The 19,317-nt window shown below is 59.6% G+C and carries 10 protein-coding genes; 2 read left to right on the top strand and 8 right to left on the bottom strand.

Translation table 11 applies throughout. From position 1 onward, the window contains the following. The 4 genes from F3I44_RS17845 to glyQ all read right to left on the bottom strand — a co-directional run. On the bottom strand, nt 1-8,123 hold an 8,123-nt coding region (locus tag F3I44_RS17845; protein ID WP_150019502.1), incomplete at its 3' end, for a hemagglutinin repeat-containing protein. 58 nt (nt 8,124-8,181) lie between these two features. Further along, nucleotides 8,182-9,912 (bottom strand): ShlB/FhaC/HecB family hemolysin secretion/activation protein, encoded by a 1,731-nt coding sequence (locus F3I44_RS17840; protein ID WP_150014554.1) that lies wholly within the window; start codon nt 9,910-9,912, stop codon nt 8,182-8,184. Nucleotides 9,913-10,471: 559 nt separating this feature from the next. Then, a complete protein-coding gene (gene glyS, locus F3I44_RS17835) occupies nt 10,472-12,541 on the bottom strand; it encodes a glycine--tRNA ligase subunit beta (RefSeq protein WP_150019501.1) in 2,070 nt (689 codons plus the stop codon). A 9-nt stretch (nt 12,542-12,550) separates the two neighbouring features. Continuing rightward, a complete protein-coding gene (gene glyQ / locus F3I44_RS17830) occupies nt 12,551-13,462 on the bottom strand; it encodes a glycine--tRNA ligase subunit alpha (protein ID WP_003849680.1) in 912 nt (303 codons plus the stop codon). A 220-nt stretch (nt 13,463-13,682) separates the two neighbouring features. Here glyQ and F3I44_RS17825 point away from each other — a divergent pair, with 220 nt between their 5' ends. Beyond that, a complete protein-coding gene (locus F3I44_RS17825; protein ID WP_150014550.1) occupies nt 13,683-14,681 on the top strand; it encodes an acyltransferase in 999 nt (332 codons plus the stop codon). On the opposite strand, the gene F3I44_RS17820 is transcribed toward F3I44_RS17825, so the two are convergent. Next, nucleotides 14,666-15,598, bottom strand: a complete 933-nt coding sequence (locus F3I44_RS17820) for a GlxA family transcriptional regulator (RefSeq protein ID WP_150014548.1) — start codon at nt 15,596-15,598, stop codon at nt 14,666-14,668. The genes F3I44_RS17825 and F3I44_RS17820 overlap by 16 nt on opposite strands. 12 nt (nt 15,599-15,610) lie before the next feature. Next, nucleotides 15,611-16,270 carry a 6-phosphogluconate phosphatase gene (gene yieH, locus F3I44_RS17815; RefSeq protein WP_150014546.1) on the bottom strand — a complete coding sequence of 220 codons (660 nt, stop codon included), beginning with the start codon at nt 16,268-16,270 and terminating at the stop codon, nt 15,611-15,613. 152 nt (nt 16,271-16,422) lie between these two features. Between yieH and F3I44_RS17805 the strand changes: the two genes are divergently transcribed. Then, the gene (locus tag F3I44_RS17805) at nt 16,423-17,736 is read left to right on the top strand and encodes an NCS2 family permease (protein ID WP_150014544.1); all 1,314 of its coding nucleotides are present in this window, start codon (nt 16,423-16,425) and stop codon (nt 17,734-17,736) included. Between the two features lie 36 nt (nt 17,737-17,772). Here F3I44_RS17805 and F3I44_RS17800 read toward each other — a convergent pair whose 3' ends face one another. Both F3I44_RS17800 and F3I44_RS17795 read right to left on the bottom strand, forming a co-directional pair. After that, nucleotides 17,773-18,522 carry a 4'-phosphopantetheinyl transferase superfamily protein gene (locus F3I44_RS17800; protein ID WP_150014542.1) on the bottom strand — a complete coding sequence of 250 codons (750 nt, stop codon included), beginning with the start codon at nt 18,520-18,522 and terminating at the stop codon, nt 17,773-17,775. Nucleotides 18,523-18,701: 179 nt separating this feature from the next. Continuing rightward, nucleotides 18,702-19,292, bottom strand: coding sequence for a malonic semialdehyde reductase (locus F3I44_RS17795; protein ID WP_150014540.1), 591 nt, complete (start codon nt 19,290-19,292; stop codon nt 18,702-18,704). Between the last annotated feature and the right edge of the window lie 25 nt (nt 19,293-19,317).

Raw genomic sequence — 19,317 nt, 5'->3', positions numbered from 1 at the left:
TTTGCCTGCGCGCCCGTGAGCGTGGTGTCGCGCCCGCTGGTCAGGCTGAGCTGACTGCCCGCGTCCAGCGTGGTTTCGCTGTGCGTCAGCCCGTTGCCGTTTTCGCTGCCCTTCGCCGCGTTGACGCCCGCCGACACGCTGATGCCGTAGCCGCCCGACCCTGCGCCGATGCCCACCCCGGCGCTGCCGCCTTTGCTGCTGTTCTGACTGTCGGTGCGCTGGGTGTTCTGCGCCGACTGCAGCAGGATGTCACGCGCCGCAGCCAGGCTCAGGTCGCCGCCCGCCTTCAGCTGGCTGCCGGTGATGCTGATGTCGCCGCTCTGGGCCGTGCCATTTTTGCCGGTGGCCGTGACAGTCAGATTCCGGCCCGCCGTGAGCGTACTGCCCTTCGACTGACTGCTTTCAGTACGCGTTTCGCTTTTCGACGACTGGCTGCCGTACGAGGCGCTGACGCCGAAGGTGTTGGTCGATCCCGTCTCATAGTCTTTATCGCCAGGACTCCGGCCTGCGGCGGCATTGCGCGCGTCCGCCGCGGCGGTGTTCAGCCCGTCCATCTGATATGCCTGCGCCGCCTGCACCCCGTTCAGCACCGCCTGAGTGTTCTGCAGCGCGCTGACCCGCCCGTCGCCCGACTTCCTGGCCTGCTGCGCGGTGCTCACCGCCGTGTTGAGCGCGCTGCCCGCCGTGCCTGACAGGGCGATGCTCAGTCCGCTCTGCTTCGTCTCGGTTTTCTCGGTGCGCGTCCGCTGGTCATAGCCCGGGTCGATAGTTACGCTGTCGCCCGTCAGGTTCAGGTCTTTCCCCGCCACCAGGTCCGCGCCGCCGGCGTGCAGACGGTTGCCCGCCGTAATGTTTACGCTGCCCTGGCTGCTGCCGACGGTGCTGACGCTCTGGCTCTGGGTGGTGCCCTTCTCATCGATTTCATGGCGGGTCGACTGTTTGCCGACGGTGAAGCCGATGCCGCCGCTGCCCAGCAGGCCGCTCTTTTTCTTCTCCTCCAGCTGATAGTGACTCTCGGTCTCCGTCGCCGCGCCGATTTCCACGTCGCGCCCGGCCCGCAGGTTCACATCCTGGTCGGCGGCCACCGCCGAGCCGGTTACCGTCAGGTCACGTCCGGCGATGACCGTGACGCTTTCGCCGCTCAGCAGGCTGCCGTTCTCACGGGTGGTAACGTCCTGCGTTACGCTGTGGCCGCTGCTTTTGTTCAGCAGACCTTTATTCTCTGAGCGTTCTTCGCTGTAGAACGACTCCCGTTCGGTGGCTGTATTCAGCACCACGTCCTGCTTCGCCTGCAGTCCGACCGCGCCCTGTTCGCTGTGCAGCGTACTGCCGGTGATCGTGACGTCACCCTCACGCCCGATCACGGTTACGCCCTGCTGTCCGCTGAAGGTGCTGCCGGTGCCGCTCTCACGTGAGCTTTCCTCTTCGCGGTGGCTGCGGGTATTGCCCTCGCGCTTGTTCTCGCTGTCCTGCGCTGACAGGCTGGCGCGTGCGTCCCTGATGGTAACGTTCTGCGCGCTGACACCGATGCTGCCCTGGGTACTGTCGACCTGCGCGCCTTCAGCCAGCAGATTATTGCCTGCCACCAGCGTCACGCCCTGGTCACCGCTCAGGGTGCTGAGCAGCAGACGATCTTCCTGACGGCTGTTGCTGACCGATGAGGTCCGGCTGTTGGCCTCAAGATGGGTGGTATTAGTAGTGGTCTCCGCGCCGATGTGGATGTCGCCGCCAGCCTCAACCCGTGCAGAGCCGGTGGCACTGGCCTGGCTGCCGGTCAGCGTCAGATCACGCCCCGCCGAGAGCAGGAGGTTACCACCCGCGTTAAGCTCACTGCCCTGTGCCTGCTGCCACTCGCCGCTGACCTGCGCCATGCGCTTGCCCGCCTCTTCCATGCCGCGGCTGGTGCGATTTCCCATCGCCCCGGCAATCACGTTCAGGCTGCCGCTGTGGCTGCTTTTTGCAGTGCCGATCTCAAGGTTGTTGCGTGCGCTCAGGCTGAGGTTATCGGTGGCATTGAGCTTCGCGCCCTGCAGCCGGATATCGGTGCCGCTGAGGCTGATATCGTCAGCGCTCATCGTCGCCTGGCGCAGGGCATTCTGCAGATCGGTGCTGATCGTCAGCGTCTCCGCCTTCACATCAATGCTGCCCGCTTTGATATCGCCGCCCAGGTGCAGGAACTGATTGCTGTCGACTGACAGTGCCTTGTCCGCAAAGAGATTCCCGGCGCTGGTGACGCTGTCTGCCGAGAGCTGCAGATTACCGCCGCCAATCACCGCGCCATCACCGGTCAGGCGCAGGGTAGTCTGAGCCAGATAGACTTTTGGCACCCACACGGTCTGCGGACCCTCTGCCGTCTCCACCGTTTCGCTGACCAGCCAGACGATATCCTGCTGCAGCGCCGCAATCTGTTGCGGCGTCAGCGCCACACCCGGCACCAGATGGAAATCCTGCGCCACTTTCGAGCCGTTATTCATCAACTCCTGATACTGCGTCATCGCATCCCAGCCGTTAACGGAAGGCCTGCCGGTCAGTTTCAGGACCTGCTCGCGCACCAGGCGCTGCTCATAAAAACCGTCGCCCAGCCGTTTATGCACCTGTGACGGGTCATAGCCCACGCGTTCGAGCAGATAGTCGCTGCTGATAAATTTGCTCTGGCTGGTGAAGCGCTCGTCAGTCACAACCAGGAACGGACTGCCCGCCGCAGTGTGCTGGCTGAACAGGCCGTTATCGGGGATGGCTGTGGTGACTTTCTCCAGCTGTTGCAGCGCCGTCAGTGCCAGCTCAGCCGGTAACAGCGGGCGATGGTCGTCACCCGCCGCAAGCTCTGTGTCGCCGTCATGGTGAGCGACGCCGTCTATGGCAAAAGCCAGCGGGTTACGTTCATACTCTGCGCGCTCAGCGTCCACCGCCTGCAGCGCCGCCTCAAGCTGGCTGACCTGCGCCTGATTAACGGTGGTGTTACTGATGCTCGCTCCGCTGATACTGACATTACCGTTGCCGGTAATGATGCTGTCAATGGTAGCCAGGGCCGTGGTCTCATCAGAATTGAAGGTCGGGTACCAGTGATGGGTATTCTGGTCATAATGGTCGACAATCACTTCCTGGCGTCGCTCATTGACCGAATAGCCCCGGTTATCAATGCTGCCACCGCCGTCCACGGTCAGATTGCCGTTAGCTGTGATCACGCTGGCGTCATTGAGTAATGCGCCGATGATGCGTAGCACCATGTCGCCACCCGCAAGAATGCGCGCGCCGATACCTTCACTGACCAGCCGATCACGCGTCACCGTGCCGGTTACGCTACGCTCACGGAAATTGTTGTAATCAGTGACGAAAAGCGCATTGTCGATGTCGATATGCTTTTCGGGATCCCACTGCTCAAGACGTCCACTGTTGGCTTCGCGCCATACCGTGTTCTGATAAGGGGTTGGCACATTTTTTTGCCGCAACCCACGGGTTTCATAGAACGTCATGGCATAGGTGCCGTCGGCATTGGGGTTCAGCGCCAGATAGTTAACCCACAGATCGGTCAGCACACCCTGATTGTTCATGACGCGGACCTGGGCGCGTTTGCCTGCAGCGTCAATCGCCAGCAGCGTGCCGTAAGGATTATTCTGTGCCGCTGCCTCATCCTGGAAAGTCAGCTGCTGAGTGGTCGACGCCATAGTGCTGAGATCCGTATTGGTCTCTCCGCCATAAGAGCGCCAGTAATAGTTATAACGATGCCAGCTGTAGTCGCTGGTCTCAGCATCACGCTCTATCACCAGTCCTTCGCGCAGGTTGTCGAGTCGACGCGCCTCCAGCGTCATATCACCATCTGCTTCGATAAAACTCGCCCGGTTCTCGATCAGGTCATCGCTGTGCAATGACAGGCGATCGCCGCTGTAGAGCAATGCACCCTCTTTGTTGCTCAGCCGCTCGCTGGCCTGCAGCGTCAGGCTTTGCGTTGCGGCAATGACCGCAGGCTGTCCGTGATTATCGATAACCCGACCACGCACGGTGACCTCATCGCCTATCACGGTGGCGAGGTTATCCAGCGAGTCGACATTCAGCGTCAGGTTGTCGGCTTCAAGCCGCCCGCTGTTCAGAAGCGCACCCGTCGTGAGCTGAACGGTTTTACCCACCAACATCGCCGGGTTGGTAATAGCCGTGGCATTCAGCACCAGATTACCCGGCAACAGCCAGTCCACCAGGTTAGTAAACGCCCCACTCAGAGAGAAAGTCACCGTGCCGTTACTGCTGAGGGTTTCGCCCGCCTGGCGGGTATAATCCTGTTGCGCAGTCAGCGTCAGAGCCTGCAGCCCGAGCAGGGTACCGCCCTGATTATCGAAAGCGTGTGCATGAATGTTTAATGCGCCCGCACTCTCCAGCCGTCCGCTCTGATTGAGCAGCACCAGCGGTGAATCAGTCGGTGAGAGATCGGCGTTGAGGGTGAGATCGCCATTCGCCAGCATCCGTCCCTGCCGGTTATCCAGCTGTGCAGCACCCCGAAGCAGGAGCGTTCCGGCGCTCTGCAGCCGTCCGCTGCTGTTATCGATGTCACGGGCAGCGATGTCGGTAAAGGTCGTACCGAGTAACAGGCCGCCGTCGCGGTTACTCAGACGATCGGCCTGCAGTGAGAGTCCCGCCTGGCTGCTGAGCACACCCTGTGTGCTGTTATCGATCGCCGTGGCCTTCAGCACGAGATCCTGAGTGGCGACCAGCTGGCCGCCCTGATTGTTCAGTTGCGCAGCGTCAAGGGAGAGCGCCGCGCCGCTGTGGACTTTGCCCTGCTGGTTGTTGAGCACATTGAGGTGATAATTTCCCGCGCCCTGACTGATCAGCGTGCCGCTGGCATTCTCCAGTTGCCCTGTTGTCAGATTAATCGCCTCACGACTGCTGAAGATGCCCTGACGGTTAGTGACCGTCGCGGCATTAACCTGCTGTTCACCGTTGCTGCGCACCGCACCGTCGCTGTTATCCATCTGTCCTGACAGCTGCAGGCTGAGCTGTTGCTGGCTGTCGATGTGGCCGCCCGCGTTGTTCAGCGTCTGTGCATCAAGCTGGAGCGTGCCGCCACTCTGCACGTTGCCCGCCCGGTTATCCAGATCCCCGGCCAGGTTCAGCCTTAACTGCCGCTGACTGTAGAGCAGACCGCCCTGAGTGTTACCGAGATGGGCAGCGGTGATGGTCAGCCCCTCACCAGCCAGCCACTGGCCGCCCGCATTGTTAATGTTACCGGTGCGGCTGCCGCTGGTCTGACCCTGAACGGTCAGCAGCTGCTGAGCAGAGACTTTACCGGCCAGGTTATTGATATCCTGTGCAACGCGCAACACCAGCCCGGCGGCTGACTGCAACACGCCGCTGGCGTTACTGAGCCAGTTTGCCGAGAGCTCAGCCTGCTGCTGACTTTGCACGCTGCCCGCCGTGTTATCGAAACCGGCAGTCGTGGCAGTCCAGCGCCCCTGGCTACCCATCCAGCCCTGCGCATTGCCAATTTCCTGCGCCTGGAGCGTCTGGCTTAGCCGACTGAAGATGCGGCCATTACTGTTATCCAGACGGCCCGTGAACTGCATATCCAGCGCGTCCAGCGCATTGATCGCCCCCCCGGCATTCAACAGATTTGCGGCGCTGGCCTGCGTGCTGCCGTTGCCGGTCAGGGTGCCGCCCTGATTGTCCCAGTCGCCTGCCAGGCTGAGCGTCAGCGTCTGCTGGCTGAGAATCTGCCCTGACTGACGATTGTTCAGTGCACCACCCTGCATGAGCAGATCGCCGCCGCTTTGCAGCGACCCGCCATCGTTATCAAACAGCGTCGCGGCGGTACCCTGGATCGCGAGAGCGTTTTTCGCCGTGAGTTTACCGCCCTGGTTGAGGATATCGCCGCGGCTGGTCAGCGTCAGATCACCGCCAGACTGCAACCGGCCGCTGGCGTTATTGAGTTGATCGGCCGTCGCTGTAACCTGCTCACCGCCCTGCGCCGTCCCACCGCTGTTCTGCCAGAATCCGCCGCTGTTGAGCGAAAGATGATGGCCCGCTTCGATCCAGCCATCGCTGTTGTCCAGGCCCTGTGCCATCGTCAGGCTCAGATCCTGCAGCGCAATCACTTTGCCCTCTGAATTATCCAGCCCGTTTGCCGTCAGGCTCAGATCACGCTGGCTGGTAATCTCGCCCTGCGCATTGTTCAGATGCTGCGCGGTCAGCGACAGCTGGCCGCCGTTAAGGGTGCCTGCGTGATTATCCAGATCGCCACCCGCGCTAAGCGTGAGCGCATTACCGGCCAGCAGATTACCCTGACTGTTGTTAACCGCGTCGCGGGCAGTGATAGCCAGCGACGCCTGGGTTTTGATGGTGCCGTCCTGGTTATTCAGGCTGCCGGTCTCAAGCGTCAGATCGCCGTTGCTGCCCAGCTCGCCCGACGTGTTGTCAAACAGCCCATCAATCCGCCAGTGCTGCGCTGCGTTATCAAGCGCAACCATACGGCCACGCTGATTGTTCAGCGAGGCGGCCTGGAAACTGAGCTGCTGGCTCTCAATCGAACCCTCGCTGTTGTCCAGCCCGCCAGACAACGTAAAGCGGCTTTCGCCACTGCCGGTCTGCGACCATCCCGCCTGCTGGCTGAACAGGCTGCGCCCGTCGATCTGCCAGCGTCCGGCGCTAATCTGTGCCTGCTGCGCCTCAATATCTCCAGAGGTGTTTATCACCAGCTCCGCGCCATTAATCACCGCCTGACGCACGGCAACACCCGCTTCCTGAGCAGTCAGGGTGGCGCGGCTGGCAGCGACCTGAGCGCCACTGAGATCGACGCGGCGTCCATGTGCGCTGACCTCTTTTTTGCTCAACAGGCTGCCACTGGCGCGAATGGTATCCTGGCTCTCCAGTTGCAGACTGGCTTCCTGCACAATCTGGCTGCTGGCGTCGCTGCCTGCCAGCAGGTGTCCACTGCTCTGAATGCTGCGGGCTGCCGTCAGCCGTACGTCACCAGCCGCCGCCAGGGTGCCGGACTGGGTAATCTCGCCTTCACGGCTCTGAACCGTCAGCTGACCGCCACTGTGGAGCTTGCCCTGATAATCAACGCTGTCTCTGGCCGTCAGGCTGATGTCGCCTGCGGCCTGCGTGACGCCATCCTGTGCCGTCGATTGCCAGACAAGTTTACCTTCGCTGCTCACTACCAGCGTTTTACCCGCCTGCACCTGAGCGTTCTGATTCCGTACCCCGACGCCTGCTTCGGTACCAATCATGCGGATCTGGCCGCTGTACATGCCGCCCATCTGACCCATGTCGATCGCCAGTTCAGGTCTGGCGCTGCCGTCGTCAGCCAGCGGTGTGACCGTCTGTGTGTCGGCACTGATGCGGTTACGCCCAGCGACCACCGCCAGCTCTTTTTTGGCCCAGACGCCCGCATTGATCTCCACCGCGCGGGCCAGAACGTCTACGTATTCAGTATCATGACGGGGATCGCCGTTGAGTCCGCCGCCTTCAATGCGCACCACGCCGCGTTCAACCTGATAACCCGCCAGGCTGCCGTCGGCGTTGCGCTGCGGTTTGCCGGTGGTCAGCGTCATCCGTCCGGCGTTGATGGTGCCGCAGCCGTTGCAGACAATTCCTGCCGGGTTGGCAACGATCACCTGCGCCCGTCCGCCCGCCACTTCCATATAACCGCGAAGCTGGCTGGGATTGTTGCTGTTCACTTCGTTGAGGATCACCCGCGCCGGTGCAGCGCCGGGCTTGAGGTTCGGGTTGCCCTGAATCATTCCGGCCAGTTGCGTGGAGGTCATCACTGCGGAGTTATTCAGGATGGCACCGTTCTGCGCGACGTCGAACTGCTGATACTGGTTGTGTGAGATTCCTGCCTGATTGGGCGCAGTAATATTGACCTGCGGCAGCCCGTTCTGAGTCGCGATGACGTCCGGCCGCTGACCTGGCGTAGCGTTGCCATCCGCCACAATGCCGTTCGCCAGTGCTGGCCCGGCAAACAGCGCCAGTCCCAGCAGCCACGCCGTGCGGCGTAAAGTAACCCAGAGCCGGGGCGCGCCGTTGCCTCGGCTCTGGCCGGGTTCCGTGCTGCAACTGCGGGCAAGTTCTGACACCACCCGGAGTTCACCATGGGTGCGGCTGAAGATAATGCGATAGCAATGTTTATTCATGGGTCACATCCGTGTGAAAGTCACTGTTTCAGATAGCGGTGATCACCCGCTTTGTTGGTCAGATTTCCAGGTTAACGCTGAAACCCGCCGTCGCGCCTGAGGTATGAAAACCCTCGGGTTTACAGAGCGGCACGCCCGCAAACAGGTCATAGCTGAAGCGACCCCAGAGTGAGCCGCGTACGCCGATGGCACTGCCTGCCAGCTGATGCCCGACCAGGTCCCGCGTCGCGGGTCCGCTTACCCGGCCATAATCGGCGGCCAGGTAAAGCTCATGCCCGCGTGAGAAAAGGTTCCAGCCGATTTCGTTGCGCCACAGCAGACCTTTTTCGCCTGACAGCATCTGTTCACCGTCAAAGCCGCGTACCGTGTATCGACCGGCAATCGCCATGCGCTCCTGCGGCGTCAGCGCATTCGGACTCCATTGTCCGCGCACGCTGCTATAGACCCGCCAGGGCTGCTCGCCCAGGGCGAAAGGATGGTTGATGCCGAGGTCGCCCAGCAGTATGCCGGTACGCGCACTGCCCTGATGCCGCGACTCTTCCGGTGCAGGTAATGCATTGAATGCCCCGGTACCGCGCCGCCAGGCGATATTCGCGTCCAGCGTGCTGCTGCCAAAATAGCTGTGCTGATTCAGGCCCAGTTCCCAGCCTGCGGTGCGCCGCTTTTGCTGCTCTATGTCGATATTGTTGACGGCGTTGGTGGAGTGTTTGCGGTAGCCACGCAGATTCAGCGTGGTTTTGTTCGACTGGTCGCGATAGAGCAGGCGGGAGACCGTGATCTGGGCATTATCGCTCTTACCGCTATAGCGCAGCACCTCATTGGCATTGGGAATGTTCTGGTGATAGGTGTAGTCGTTGTAGTTGGCGGAGACGGCCCAGTACCCGATCGGGAAAAAGTAATTCAGGGTATGCGAGCGGTTGCCGAACGGCCCATGCTCAAACAGATTTTTGCCGATGTTGGCGTAAAACAGGTCGTTCTGCGCAAAGGGGGCGTCCACAGCCAGCGTGGCAGAACCGAGGTAGCGTCCGGTACTTTCAGATCCGCTGTCATCCAGTCCCAGACTGAGCCGTACCGGTCTGCCTTCGTGCCAGTTGACCTGCAGATCGCTGGTGGCTTCCCGCTCGCCCGGCACGATTTTAATGTCAGCACTGGCGCTGGGCACCCGCTTAAAGTTCTCCAGGCCCTGCTCAATATCCCGCAGATTCAAAATATCGCCCGATGACGCCGGAACGGCATTCCACAGCCGTCCACGCCAGGAAACAGGTTCTTCAAAGCGGATCTGGCTGATACGGCCAGGCTGCAGCGTCAGCGTCAACACGCCCTTCGTCAGATCCTGCTCCTGCGCCATAACGCGGGTGGTCACATAGCCTTTGGCGAGAATTGCATTCTGCACTTTGTTGATGACCAGCACGATGCCCTGTCCGCCCAGGCAACGGCCGGGGGCGTCTGAAGCAGCATCAAGCGCCCACTGAAAACGGCTGGCTGCCTCGCCCGTCAGGGCAATTCGATTAATGGGAAAACAGGGCTGCTCATTAGCAGGATAACCGGGCAGATGACTATCCGGACGCCGCAGATGTTCATTTACCTGCGGCGCATTCTGCTGCTGCAGCACGCGCTCGCGCGTCTGCTGACGCTGTTGCTCGCGGGCATCAATCGCCTGTCCTTCTTCGCGGGGCGTATCGGCTGGCGAGGCTGCCATCAGCGGTAAAGAGAAGCAGAACAGCGCGCCCGCGACTATGACGAGCAGAGGCTTTGGCGGATGCCAGAGCGATAAACAAATCCTTTTCATGAAAATTCCATTTCACTAACTGTAACCGGGTGTAAATTTTGGCGAATTATCCATCAGAAAGGGACAAAAACAAGGGGGAGGGCTATTTTTGAGGCGGTTTCTTAACCTGTGGGTTTACGAAAGGGCGCAACACGGCAACCGGTTTAAGAATACAAACAAACCAATGATATTTAATGAGAAAAAACTGGCATGATGCTGATAAAAAAGTACTCTTTAACGCAGCAGGATGACTTTAAAGGCTTTTTAAGCACTTTTGCGCATTCATTTGCGTATTAAAAGAGAGCATGAAGGCGATTATTGTCCGCCTGCGGTAATTTGTGATTCTCAGTCCTGGCAGAAGATCATCACGGCAGTTTCCTCTCTGTGGAAGTGAGGAATTCAGAGATCTTCAGCACAACTGAAACGCAGGCAACCCACTTCATCTGCAGTCGTTAGCCAGAGCTGAGCATTACGGCAGGTGCTTTGAATAAACACGCTATCAGGTGGCCATCCCGACCCTGAAAAATCCCATAAAAAAAGGGACGATTGCTCGTCCCTTATTCGCACTACGCTAAGAGGATTACTGCAGCAGCGAGATATCCGCGACCTGCAGGAACAGCTCACGCAGTTTTGACAGCAGCGTCAGGCGATTGACCCGTACCGCCTGGTCGTCGGCGTTCACCATCACTTTATCGAAGAAATTGTCTACCGCGGTACGCAGCTGGGCCAGTTCGACCAGCGCATCCTGATAGCGGCCTTCAGCAAAGTAAGGCTGCAGCTTGCTGCTCAGCGCGGTGACAAACGTCGCCAGCTGGATCTCTTCGTTCTCTTTCAGTAGCGACGCCTGCACGCTCTCATTCAGCGTTTCAGTCGATTTCGCCAGGATGTTAGAGACGCGCTTGTTCGCCGCGGCCAGCGCTGCAGCTGCTTCCAGCGTACGGAAGTGCGACACTGCTTTCATACGAGCATCAAAGTCAGCCGGACGGGTCGGACGACGCGCCAGAACCGCCTGCAGCGTATCGATGCTGTGACCCTCTTCCTGATACCAGGTGCGGAAGCGACCCAGCATAAAGTCGATCACATCATCCACCACGCGGGCATTGCTCAGCTTGCTGCCATACAGACGCACCGCTTCTTCAGTCAGCGTCTGCAGGTCGAGCGGCAGGTTTTTCTCAACGATGATACGCAGTACGCCCAGCGCTGCACGACGCAGTGCGAACGGATCTTTGTCGCCTTTTGGATGCTGACCAATGCCGAAAATACCGGCCAGGGTATCCATTTTATCGGCAATCGCCAGCGCACAGGCGACCGGGCTGGATGGCAGATCGTCACCGGCAAAGCGCGGCTGATACTGCTCGTTCAGCGCAACCGCCACATCTTCGGCTTCGCCGTCGTGACGCGCGTAATGCATGCCCATCACGCCCTGGGTGTCGGTGAACTCGAAGACCATGTTGGTCATCAGGTCACACTTCGACAGCAGGCCCGCGCGGGTGGCGTGATTCACATCGGCACCAATCTCACCGGCAATCCAGCCCGCCAGGGCCTGAATGCGATCGGTTTTATCGCGCAGCGTGCCCAGCTCTTTCTGGAACAGCACCGTCTCCAGACGCGGCAGATTATCTTCCAGACGCTTTTTGCGGTCGGTATTAAAGAAGAACTCCGCATCGGCCAGGCGTGGACGCACCACTTTTTCGTTGCCCGCGATAATCTGGCGCGGATCGCTGGATTCGATGTTAGTGACGAAAATGAAGTTCGGCATCAGGTTGCCGTCATTGTCATACACCGGGAAATATTTCTGATCGCCTTTCATGGTGTAGACCAGCGCTTCCGCAGGCACCTTGAGGAATTTCTCTTCAAAGGTTGCGGTCAGAACCACCGGCCACTCCACCAGCGACGTTACCTCTTCCAGCAGGCTGTCGCTGATATCGGCGTTGCCGCCTAAGCGGCGTGCGGCCGCTTCTGCATCGGCTTTGATCATCGCTTTGCGGACCTGATAGTCAGCAATGACCTGGCCGCGTTTTTCCAGCACATCAGGATAGTGATCGGCACTTTCGAGCGTGATTTCGCTTTCACCCATAAAGCGGTGACCACGGATAATCCGGTCTGAGGCGATGCCCAGAATGGTGCCAGGGATCAGCTCATCGCCCAGCAGCATCGTCACGGTGTGCACCGGACGAACGAACTGTACATCGCTGTCGCCCCAGCGCATCAGTTTTGGCACCGGCAGCTTGCTGAGTGCAGTCGCAATCATCGCGGGCAGCAGCGCCTGGGCCGCTTCGCCTTTCACCTGGGCGCGATAGACCAGCCATTCGCCTTTATCGGTGGCGAGGCGTTCCGCCTGATCAACAGTAATGCCGTTACCCCGCGCCCAGCCTTCGGCGGCTTTGGTGGCGTTGCCGTCAGCATCAAATGCCGCAGCGACCGCAGGACCGCGCTTCTCCACTTCCCGATCGGGTTGTGCGGCGCTCAGGTTCGCGACTTTCAGCGCCAGACGACGCGGTGCAGCAAACCAGCTGACCTCGCCATGGCTTAGGTTAGCGGCATCCAGTTCAGCGGTGACCTGCGCGGCAAAGGCTTCTGCCAGGCTGCGCAGGGCTTTTGGTGGCAGCTCTTCGGTGCCGATCTCCACCAGGAAGGTTTGTTCAGTCATGGCTGCCTCTTACTTTTTGTTATTGCACATCGGGAAGCCCATTGCCTCGCGAGAGGCGTAGTAAGCTTCAGCCACGGCTTTAGTCAGGGTGCGAATGCGCAGGATATAGCGCTGACGCTCCGTTACCGAGATCGCTTTGCGGGCATCCAGCAGGTTGAAGCTGTGCGCCGCTTTCAGAATGCGTTCGTAGGCGGGCAGTGGCAGCGGTTTTTCCAGCGCCAGTAGATGCTGCGCCTCTTTCTCGTACTGCTCGAAGCAGGTAAAGAGGAAGTCGACGTCGGCGTATTCGAAGTTATAGGTGGATTGCTCCACTTCGTTCTGATGGAACACGTCGCCGTAGGTGGTTTTGCCCAGCGGGCCATCGCTCCAGACCAGATCGTAAACGCTGTCGACGCCCTGGATATACATCGCCAGACGCTCCAGGCCGTAGGTGATCTCACCGGTCACCGGCTTACACTCCAGGCCGCCAACCTGCTGGAAGTAGGTAAACTGCGTCACTTCCATGCCGTTGAGCCACACTTCCCAGCCGAGTCCCCAGGCACCCAGCGTCGGGTTTTCCCAGTTATCTTCCACAAAGCGAATGTCATGTACCGTCGGATCCATACCCAGCTCTTTCAGCGAACCGAGATAGAGCTCCTGAATGTTGTCCGGTGACGGTTTGATGATGACCTGAAACTGGTAATAGTGCTGCAGACGGTTCGGGTTTTCACCGTAGCGGCCATCGGTAGGACGGCGGGATGGCTGCACATAAGCGGCGGCGATCGGCTCCGGGCCGAGTGCGCGCAGGCAGGTCATCGGGTGTGAAGTGCCAGCGCCCACTTCCATGTCCAGCGGTTGGACAATGGTGCAGCCCTGACGCGCCCAGTAATCCTGCAAGGTCAGGATCAGCCCCTGAAAGGTTTTGGTATCAAACTTTTGCATGTTGAGTGTGCACGCGCTTCGGTTAGATTAAAAAAAGAGGCCGACAGTATACCCTTTGACCGCGCGATGTGCAGCCGTAAATCCCAGGCGCTACCGGCGCGTTTTCGCAGTGATGCCGGGCGCTGGCATACAGATGGCTCCGAATCCTGCTGGCGGCAGTTGTTGCTCTGGTCGCATTTGACTACCCTTTTGCGCACGGAGCTATGCGCAAGAGGACGCCATGCCGCAGCAGAAGATTTACTGGATCGACAATTTACGCGCGGTTGCCTGCCTGATGGTGATCGTGATTCACACCACCACCTGGTATATCACCGGGCCGATGGCGGTAACCGGCACCACCTGGGATGTGGCGAATCTGCTGAACTCGGCATCACGCGTCTGTGTTCCGCTGTTCTTTATGATCTCCGGCTATCTGTTTTTCGGCGAACGTAGCGCCCAGCCGCGTCATATGCTCCGGCTGGTGCTCTGTCTGCTGTTCTACAGCGCGGTCTCGCTGGTCTATATCACCTGGCTGACGCCGATCAGTGAAGGACGTTCGATCCTGAAGATGCTGCAGAAGCCCGTGTTCTATCACCTGTGGTTCTTCTTTGCGCTGATTGGCATCTATCTGATGTCGCCGCTGATCCAGGTAAAAACCGTGCAGGCACGCTATGTGACGCTGCTGGTGCTGGTGCTGGCGGTACTCGCCAACCCCAATACGGTCAGCCAGTCGCTGGGTCCGTTCCATTTTCTGCCGGTTAACCTCTATGTCAGCGGTGACAGCATTTACTACCTGCTCTATGCCCTGCTGGGACGGGCGATCGGCACCATGGACACGACCCGGCGCGGCCTGACGCCGCTGGCTTTCGGGCTGTTTATCGCCTGTGTGATTGGCATTACGCTGGGGACGAAAAAGGCGCTGATCGTCAACGGGGCGTTTAACGATACCTGGTATCTCTACTGCGGACCGCTGGTGTTTATCGCGGCGATCAGCCTGCTCATCGTATTTAAAAACAGCCTGAATGAGCGCACCCTGCCCGGTTTTACCGTGATTGCACGCTATTCACTGCCAATCTACGGCTTTCATGCGCTGTTTATTCACTATCTGCGCACGCATCACTACGATGATATGTCGCGTCCGTGGCTCGATCTGCCCTGGGTGTTCGGGCTGACGCTGGGCGGCAGTCTGCTGCTGGGGATGGCGCTGAAACGCGTCGATACCCGTCACTTCGTCAGCTGATCGTTTTCCCGCTGGCGGGCGCGTCGCAGCTGGCGCGCCGATGAAAACCCCGCCGCCAGCGCCGCTTTCTCAGCGGATTCACCCTGCTGCTGACGCTGGCGCGCCACGCCAACCCGCAGCTGCTCATGGTATTCCCGCACGCTGATCCCCAGATGCTGACGAAACAGCCGCGCCAGATGACGGCTGCTGACGTGGACGCGCCCGGCCAGCTCGGTCAGCGTCCAGCCGTGTTCAGGATGGGCAATCATCAGATCCTGCGCCCGATGAATGGCCGGATGCAGGTGGTTGCGGTAACGCAGCCAGGGTGAAAGCTGTGGGTCGTCACCGGCGCGGCGGAACCAGACCACCATTTCCCTTGCCACGGCCAGCGCGGCAGGCGTATCGCAGAGCTGATTCACCAGATGCAGCGCCAGGTCGATCCCCGCCGTGATGCCCGCGCTGGTCCAGATATTCTCATGCCCGACAAATACCCGGTTCTCCTGCACCCGTGCACGCGGGGCGGCCGCTTTCAGACGGGCAATGACATCATGATGGGTGGTGCAGGGCACGTCATCGAGCATACCCGCCTGCGCTGCCAGCAACGCACCCGAGCAGACGCAGACCAGCATAAAGGTCTGCGCGCGCAGCGCGGCGTGCTGCCGCATCAGCCAGTCGCGTGCTTCTGCAGCCTGCGGTGTGGCATAACAGATCTGCGAGTCATAGACGCCCGGCACCACCAGCAGGCTCCCGGCGGGCAACTGCTCCGGCAAGGGTTCGATGCTGCCAATAGTCATACCGGTGGAGCAGACCACCTCCGGCTGCGGGCCAATGTAGCGCAGCGAAAAGCGATCGCCTGCCAGCTTCAGCGTCTCGGCCGGACCGGTCAGATCCAGCACCATGACGCCAGGCAGGGTTAAAAACCAGACGGTATGCGTCATACCTGGTCCACGCTACACCAGATCCCAGCCACGGGCGCGCCACAACGCAGGTAGCTGCGCCATGTCGTCGAAGCGCGTCACCAGCGGATGGTCCAGTTCAGGGTTGTGCGGATCAGCACAGTAGTAGTAGACGGGGATCCCGGCGGCAATACCGGCGCGGGCGCCCGCTTCGGAGTCATCCACCAGAATGCAGCGCTCAATCGGCACCTGCATCTGTTCCGCCGCGTGATACATCAGCTCCGGATCGGGCTTCCAGTGCAGAATGTCATAACCGCTATAGAGGTGTTCGGCAAACAGCGGCAGCATGCCGGTTAAGCCCAGCGAGTGCTGCATCTTTTTTACCGTCCCGTTTGAGACCACGCACATCGGCACTTTGATCTGCTCAACCAGCGCTTTTGCGCCTGAGATCGGTTTCAGTTGCAGATCAAACAGTCGCGCGACCTCCGCGCGATAGGCGGTCTCCACCTCTTCCATCGGCAGCGACACCTGATGCGCGTCGCCCACGTCACGAATGATGTCGTAGAGTTTGACGCCCTTATACTTTTCAAACATCTGCTGCAGCGACAGCGCCAGACCATAACGGGCAAAAGTGTTGACGTAGGCCTGGGTGCAGAGCAACTCACTGTCCACCAGCGTGCCATCGCAATCAAAAAAGACGCATTCTACTGACATCAGACTCTATCCTTCGATTCAGGGGTGTGCTCCACACTCTACCGCACTCAGCGCAGATTGCGAGACTGGCAATCGGTTGCGAAAAATCATTGTATTGCCCCGGTAAAATCGCCAGGATACGCGCCGATGATTTTTTCTTCTGGATGGATGGCATGAGCAAGCAAGGCGTTTTGCAGCGCATCTTCAGGCTGCAGGAACATGGCACCACGGTGCGCACTGAAGTGATCGCGGGTATCACCACCTTTCTGACGATGGTCTATATCGTCTTCGTCAACCCGCAGATCCTCGGCGTCGCCGGTATGGATACCCAGGCGGTGTTTGTGACCACCTGTCTGATTGCCGCCTTCGGCAGCATTCTGATGGGACTGTTTGCCAATCTGCCGGTAGCGCTGGCCCCTGCAATGGGGCTGAACGCCTTCTTCGCCTTTGTCGTCGTCGGGGCGATGGGTTATTCGTGGCAGGTCGGTATGGGCGCGATCTTCTGGGGTGCGGTCGGCCTGCTGATCCTGACCCTGCTGCGGGTTCGCTACTGGATGATTGCCAATATCCCGCTGAGCCTGCGCGTTGGCATTACCGCCGGTATCGGTCTGTTTATCGCCATGATGGGGCTGAAGAATGCCGGTATTATCGTGCCAAATCCCGATACCCTGGTGGCGGTGGGTAATCTGACCTCGCACAGCGTGCTGCTGGGCGCACTGGGCTTCTTTATTATCGCCATTCTGGCATCACGTAATATCCACGCGGCGGTGCTGATCTCGATGGTGATCACCACCGCTATTGGCTGGATGCTGGGCGACGTGAAGTTTGTTGGTCTGTTTTCAGCGCCGCCTTCGATTACTTCGGTGGTCGGTCAGGTCGATATCAAAGGCGCGTTTAACATTGGCATGGCGGGCGTCATCTTCTCCTTTATGCTGGTCAATCTGTTCGACTCGTCCGGCACGCTGATTGGCGTCACCGACAAAGCGGGACTGACCGATGAAACCGGCACCTTCCCGCGGATGCAGCAGGCGCTTTATGTCGACAGCATCAGTTCCGTGAGCGGCGCGCTGGCAGGCACGTCATCGGTGACCGCCTATATCGAGAGCACCTCAGGCGTGGCGATTGGTGGCCGCACCGGCCTGATGGCTGTAGTCTCCGGCCTGCTGTTCCTGCTGGTGACCTTCCTGTCACCGCTGGCCGCCATGGTGCCATCTTATGCCGCCGCGGGCGCGCTGATTTACGTGGGTGTATTAATGACAGCCAGCCTGGCGCGGGTGCGCTGGGATGATTTAACCGAATCCGTTCCGGCATTTGTCACCGCCGCCATGATGCCGTTCAGCTTTTCCATCACCGAGGGGATTGCGCTGGGGTTCATTGCTTACTGTGTCATGAAACTCGGCACCGGCCGCTGGCGTGAGATCAGCCCCTGCGTGGTGATTGTTGCGCTGCTGTTTGTGCTGAAGATTGTCTTTATCGACGCGCACTAAGCGCACTCAGAGCCGCAACCCACCGGTTGCGGCTTTTTACATTTCAGGATGCAGATTGCGCTCGCGGGGCAGACTGGTCAGCCGAAGGGCATGAGGCCCGATGTTGGGTTTACCCATCTCGATTTCGCGTAATGCACGCCATTCAAAAGCGTTATCCATCTCCCACAGGTACAGCCGCTGGGTCGCAGACGACAGCGCACACGACCAGACCAGCATGGGTTCCGCATCACACACCACCTGAATGTCGGGATAGAGTGACGATCGCAGCCGACCGGCACCCGGCAACAGGCGCAGCGAATCCAGTCCCCAATCGCCTTCTCCTGTCAGCTTGAGAATGCTCTGGCGCAACGTCCAGATTTGCGTCACCGCTTCCATCGCATCCTGCTGGGCATTAATCCAGGCAATTTCGCCCGACGTTAATCCCTGAATCAGCTGCTCCTGAGTCTGACGGCTCCGCGCATGCACAATCTCCATATCCAGACCGGCACGTCCACCCTCTTCAGCCAGCAATACCCCCACTGTATTGCCCGCATAGGCAATGCTGAAATCGGGCAGATCGCTGTCAGCAAACACGGGGCGTCCGTTGCTCTGAACGATCAGACGTGGCAGCTCATGGATACCATAAATTCGCAGCATCAGCTGCGCCAGCAGGGTACGCGCGGCAAGGAATCGCCCACGGCGTTTGTCAGCAAACTGCTGGGCCGTGTCGGTAATCGCCTGGGGAATACACATCTGTTTAGCCGGAAAGCCGGGATCGCCCGTCCAGCGTACAAAATGACCAGCCATCTGTCGCTCCGTGAAAATGGTCAGATAATCATCAGAGGCATTGTAGGAATTTTCTTACCTTAATGCACCCGGCAACAGCGCTGATTGGGTTAAATTCAGAATAGGATGATCAGGCAGCGCAGGCTGGCGGGAATGGAGCAGCGTTACGCGCCGCGATCAGAATCGCGACGCTGGCCGCATCAGGCGAAGCGGCTTGCCTGCTCAAAGCTCAGGCGCGGCAGGCGCGGATGCAGTTTTGACGCCTCACCGTAACCGAGGTTAATCAGCAGGTTAACCTGATACTGACCGTCGGGGAAAAAGGCGTCATTGACTTTGGCCGGATCAAAACCGGACATCGGACCGGCATCCAGCCCCAGCGAACGGGCCGCCAGAATCAGGTAACCCGCCTGCAGGCTGCTGTTACGGAAAGCAGTCTCTTTCGCCGCTTCCGGGCTGCCGGTGAACCAGCTGCGCGCATCCGCATGCGGGAACAGCGCAGGCAGCTGCTCATAGAACTCACGGTCCCAGGCCACGATCACCGTGACCGGTGCGCTCATGGTTTTGTCCAGATTGCCGGACGAGAGGGCCGGTTTCAGCTTCTCTTTTCCTTCCGCCGAGGTGATGAAAACAAAACGTGCAGGCAGGCAGTTCGCCGAGGTTGGACCCAGCGCCGTTAAGGTATAAAGCTGTTCCAGCAGAGCGTTATCGACCGGCTTATCCTGCCAGTAACTGTGGGTGCGGGCGTCATTAAACAGGGTATCCAGTGCGGCAGTGTCGAGCGGTGTACTCATGCAACTCTCCTTTTTCAGGCAAAAA

This window comes from Pantoea sp. F_5 (assembly GCF_008631595.1).
Classification (GTDB): domain Bacteria; phylum Pseudomonadota; class Gammaproteobacteria; order Enterobacterales; family Enterobacteriaceae; genus Pantoea; species Pantoea gossypiicola.
This window is presented reverse-complemented; position numbering and strand designations above follow the sequence as displayed.

Excerpts from the sequence above, each read along its gene's own strand:
- F3I44_RS17840 (WP_150014554.1), bottom strand. The coding sequence starts at position 9,912 with ATGAAAAGGATTTGTTTATCGCTCTGGCATCCGCCAAAGCCTCTGCTC.
- glyS (WP_150019501.1), bottom strand. The coding sequence starts at position 12,541 with ATGACTGAACAAACCTTCCTGGTGGAGATCGGCACCGAAGAGCTGCCA.
- glyQ (WP_003849680.1), bottom strand. The coding sequence starts at position 13,462 with ATGCAAAAGTTTGATACCAAAACCTTTCAGGGGCTGATCCTGACCTTG.
- F3I44_RS17825 (WP_150014550.1), top strand. The coding sequence starts at position 13,683 with ATGCCGCAGCAGAAGATTTACTGGATCGACAATTTACGCGCGGTTGCC.
- F3I44_RS17820 (WP_150014548.1), bottom strand. The coding sequence starts at position 15,598 with ATGACGCATACCGTCTGGTTTTTAACCCTGCCTGGCGTCATGGTGCTG.
- yieH (WP_150014546.1), bottom strand. The coding sequence starts at position 16,270 with ATGTCAGTAGAATGCGTCTTTTTTGATTGCGATGGCACGCTGGTGGAC.
- F3I44_RS17805 (WP_150014544.1), top strand. The coding sequence starts at position 16,423 with ATGAGCAAGCAAGGCGTTTTGCAGCGCATCTTCAGGCTGCAGGAACAT.
- F3I44_RS17800 (WP_150014542.1), bottom strand. The coding sequence starts at position 18,522 with ATGGCTGGTCATTTTGTACGCTGGACGGGCGATCCCGGCTTTCCGGCT.
- F3I44_RS17795 (WP_150014540.1), bottom strand. The coding sequence starts at position 19,292 with ATGAGTACACCGCTCGACACTGCCGCACTGGATACCCTGTTTAATGAC.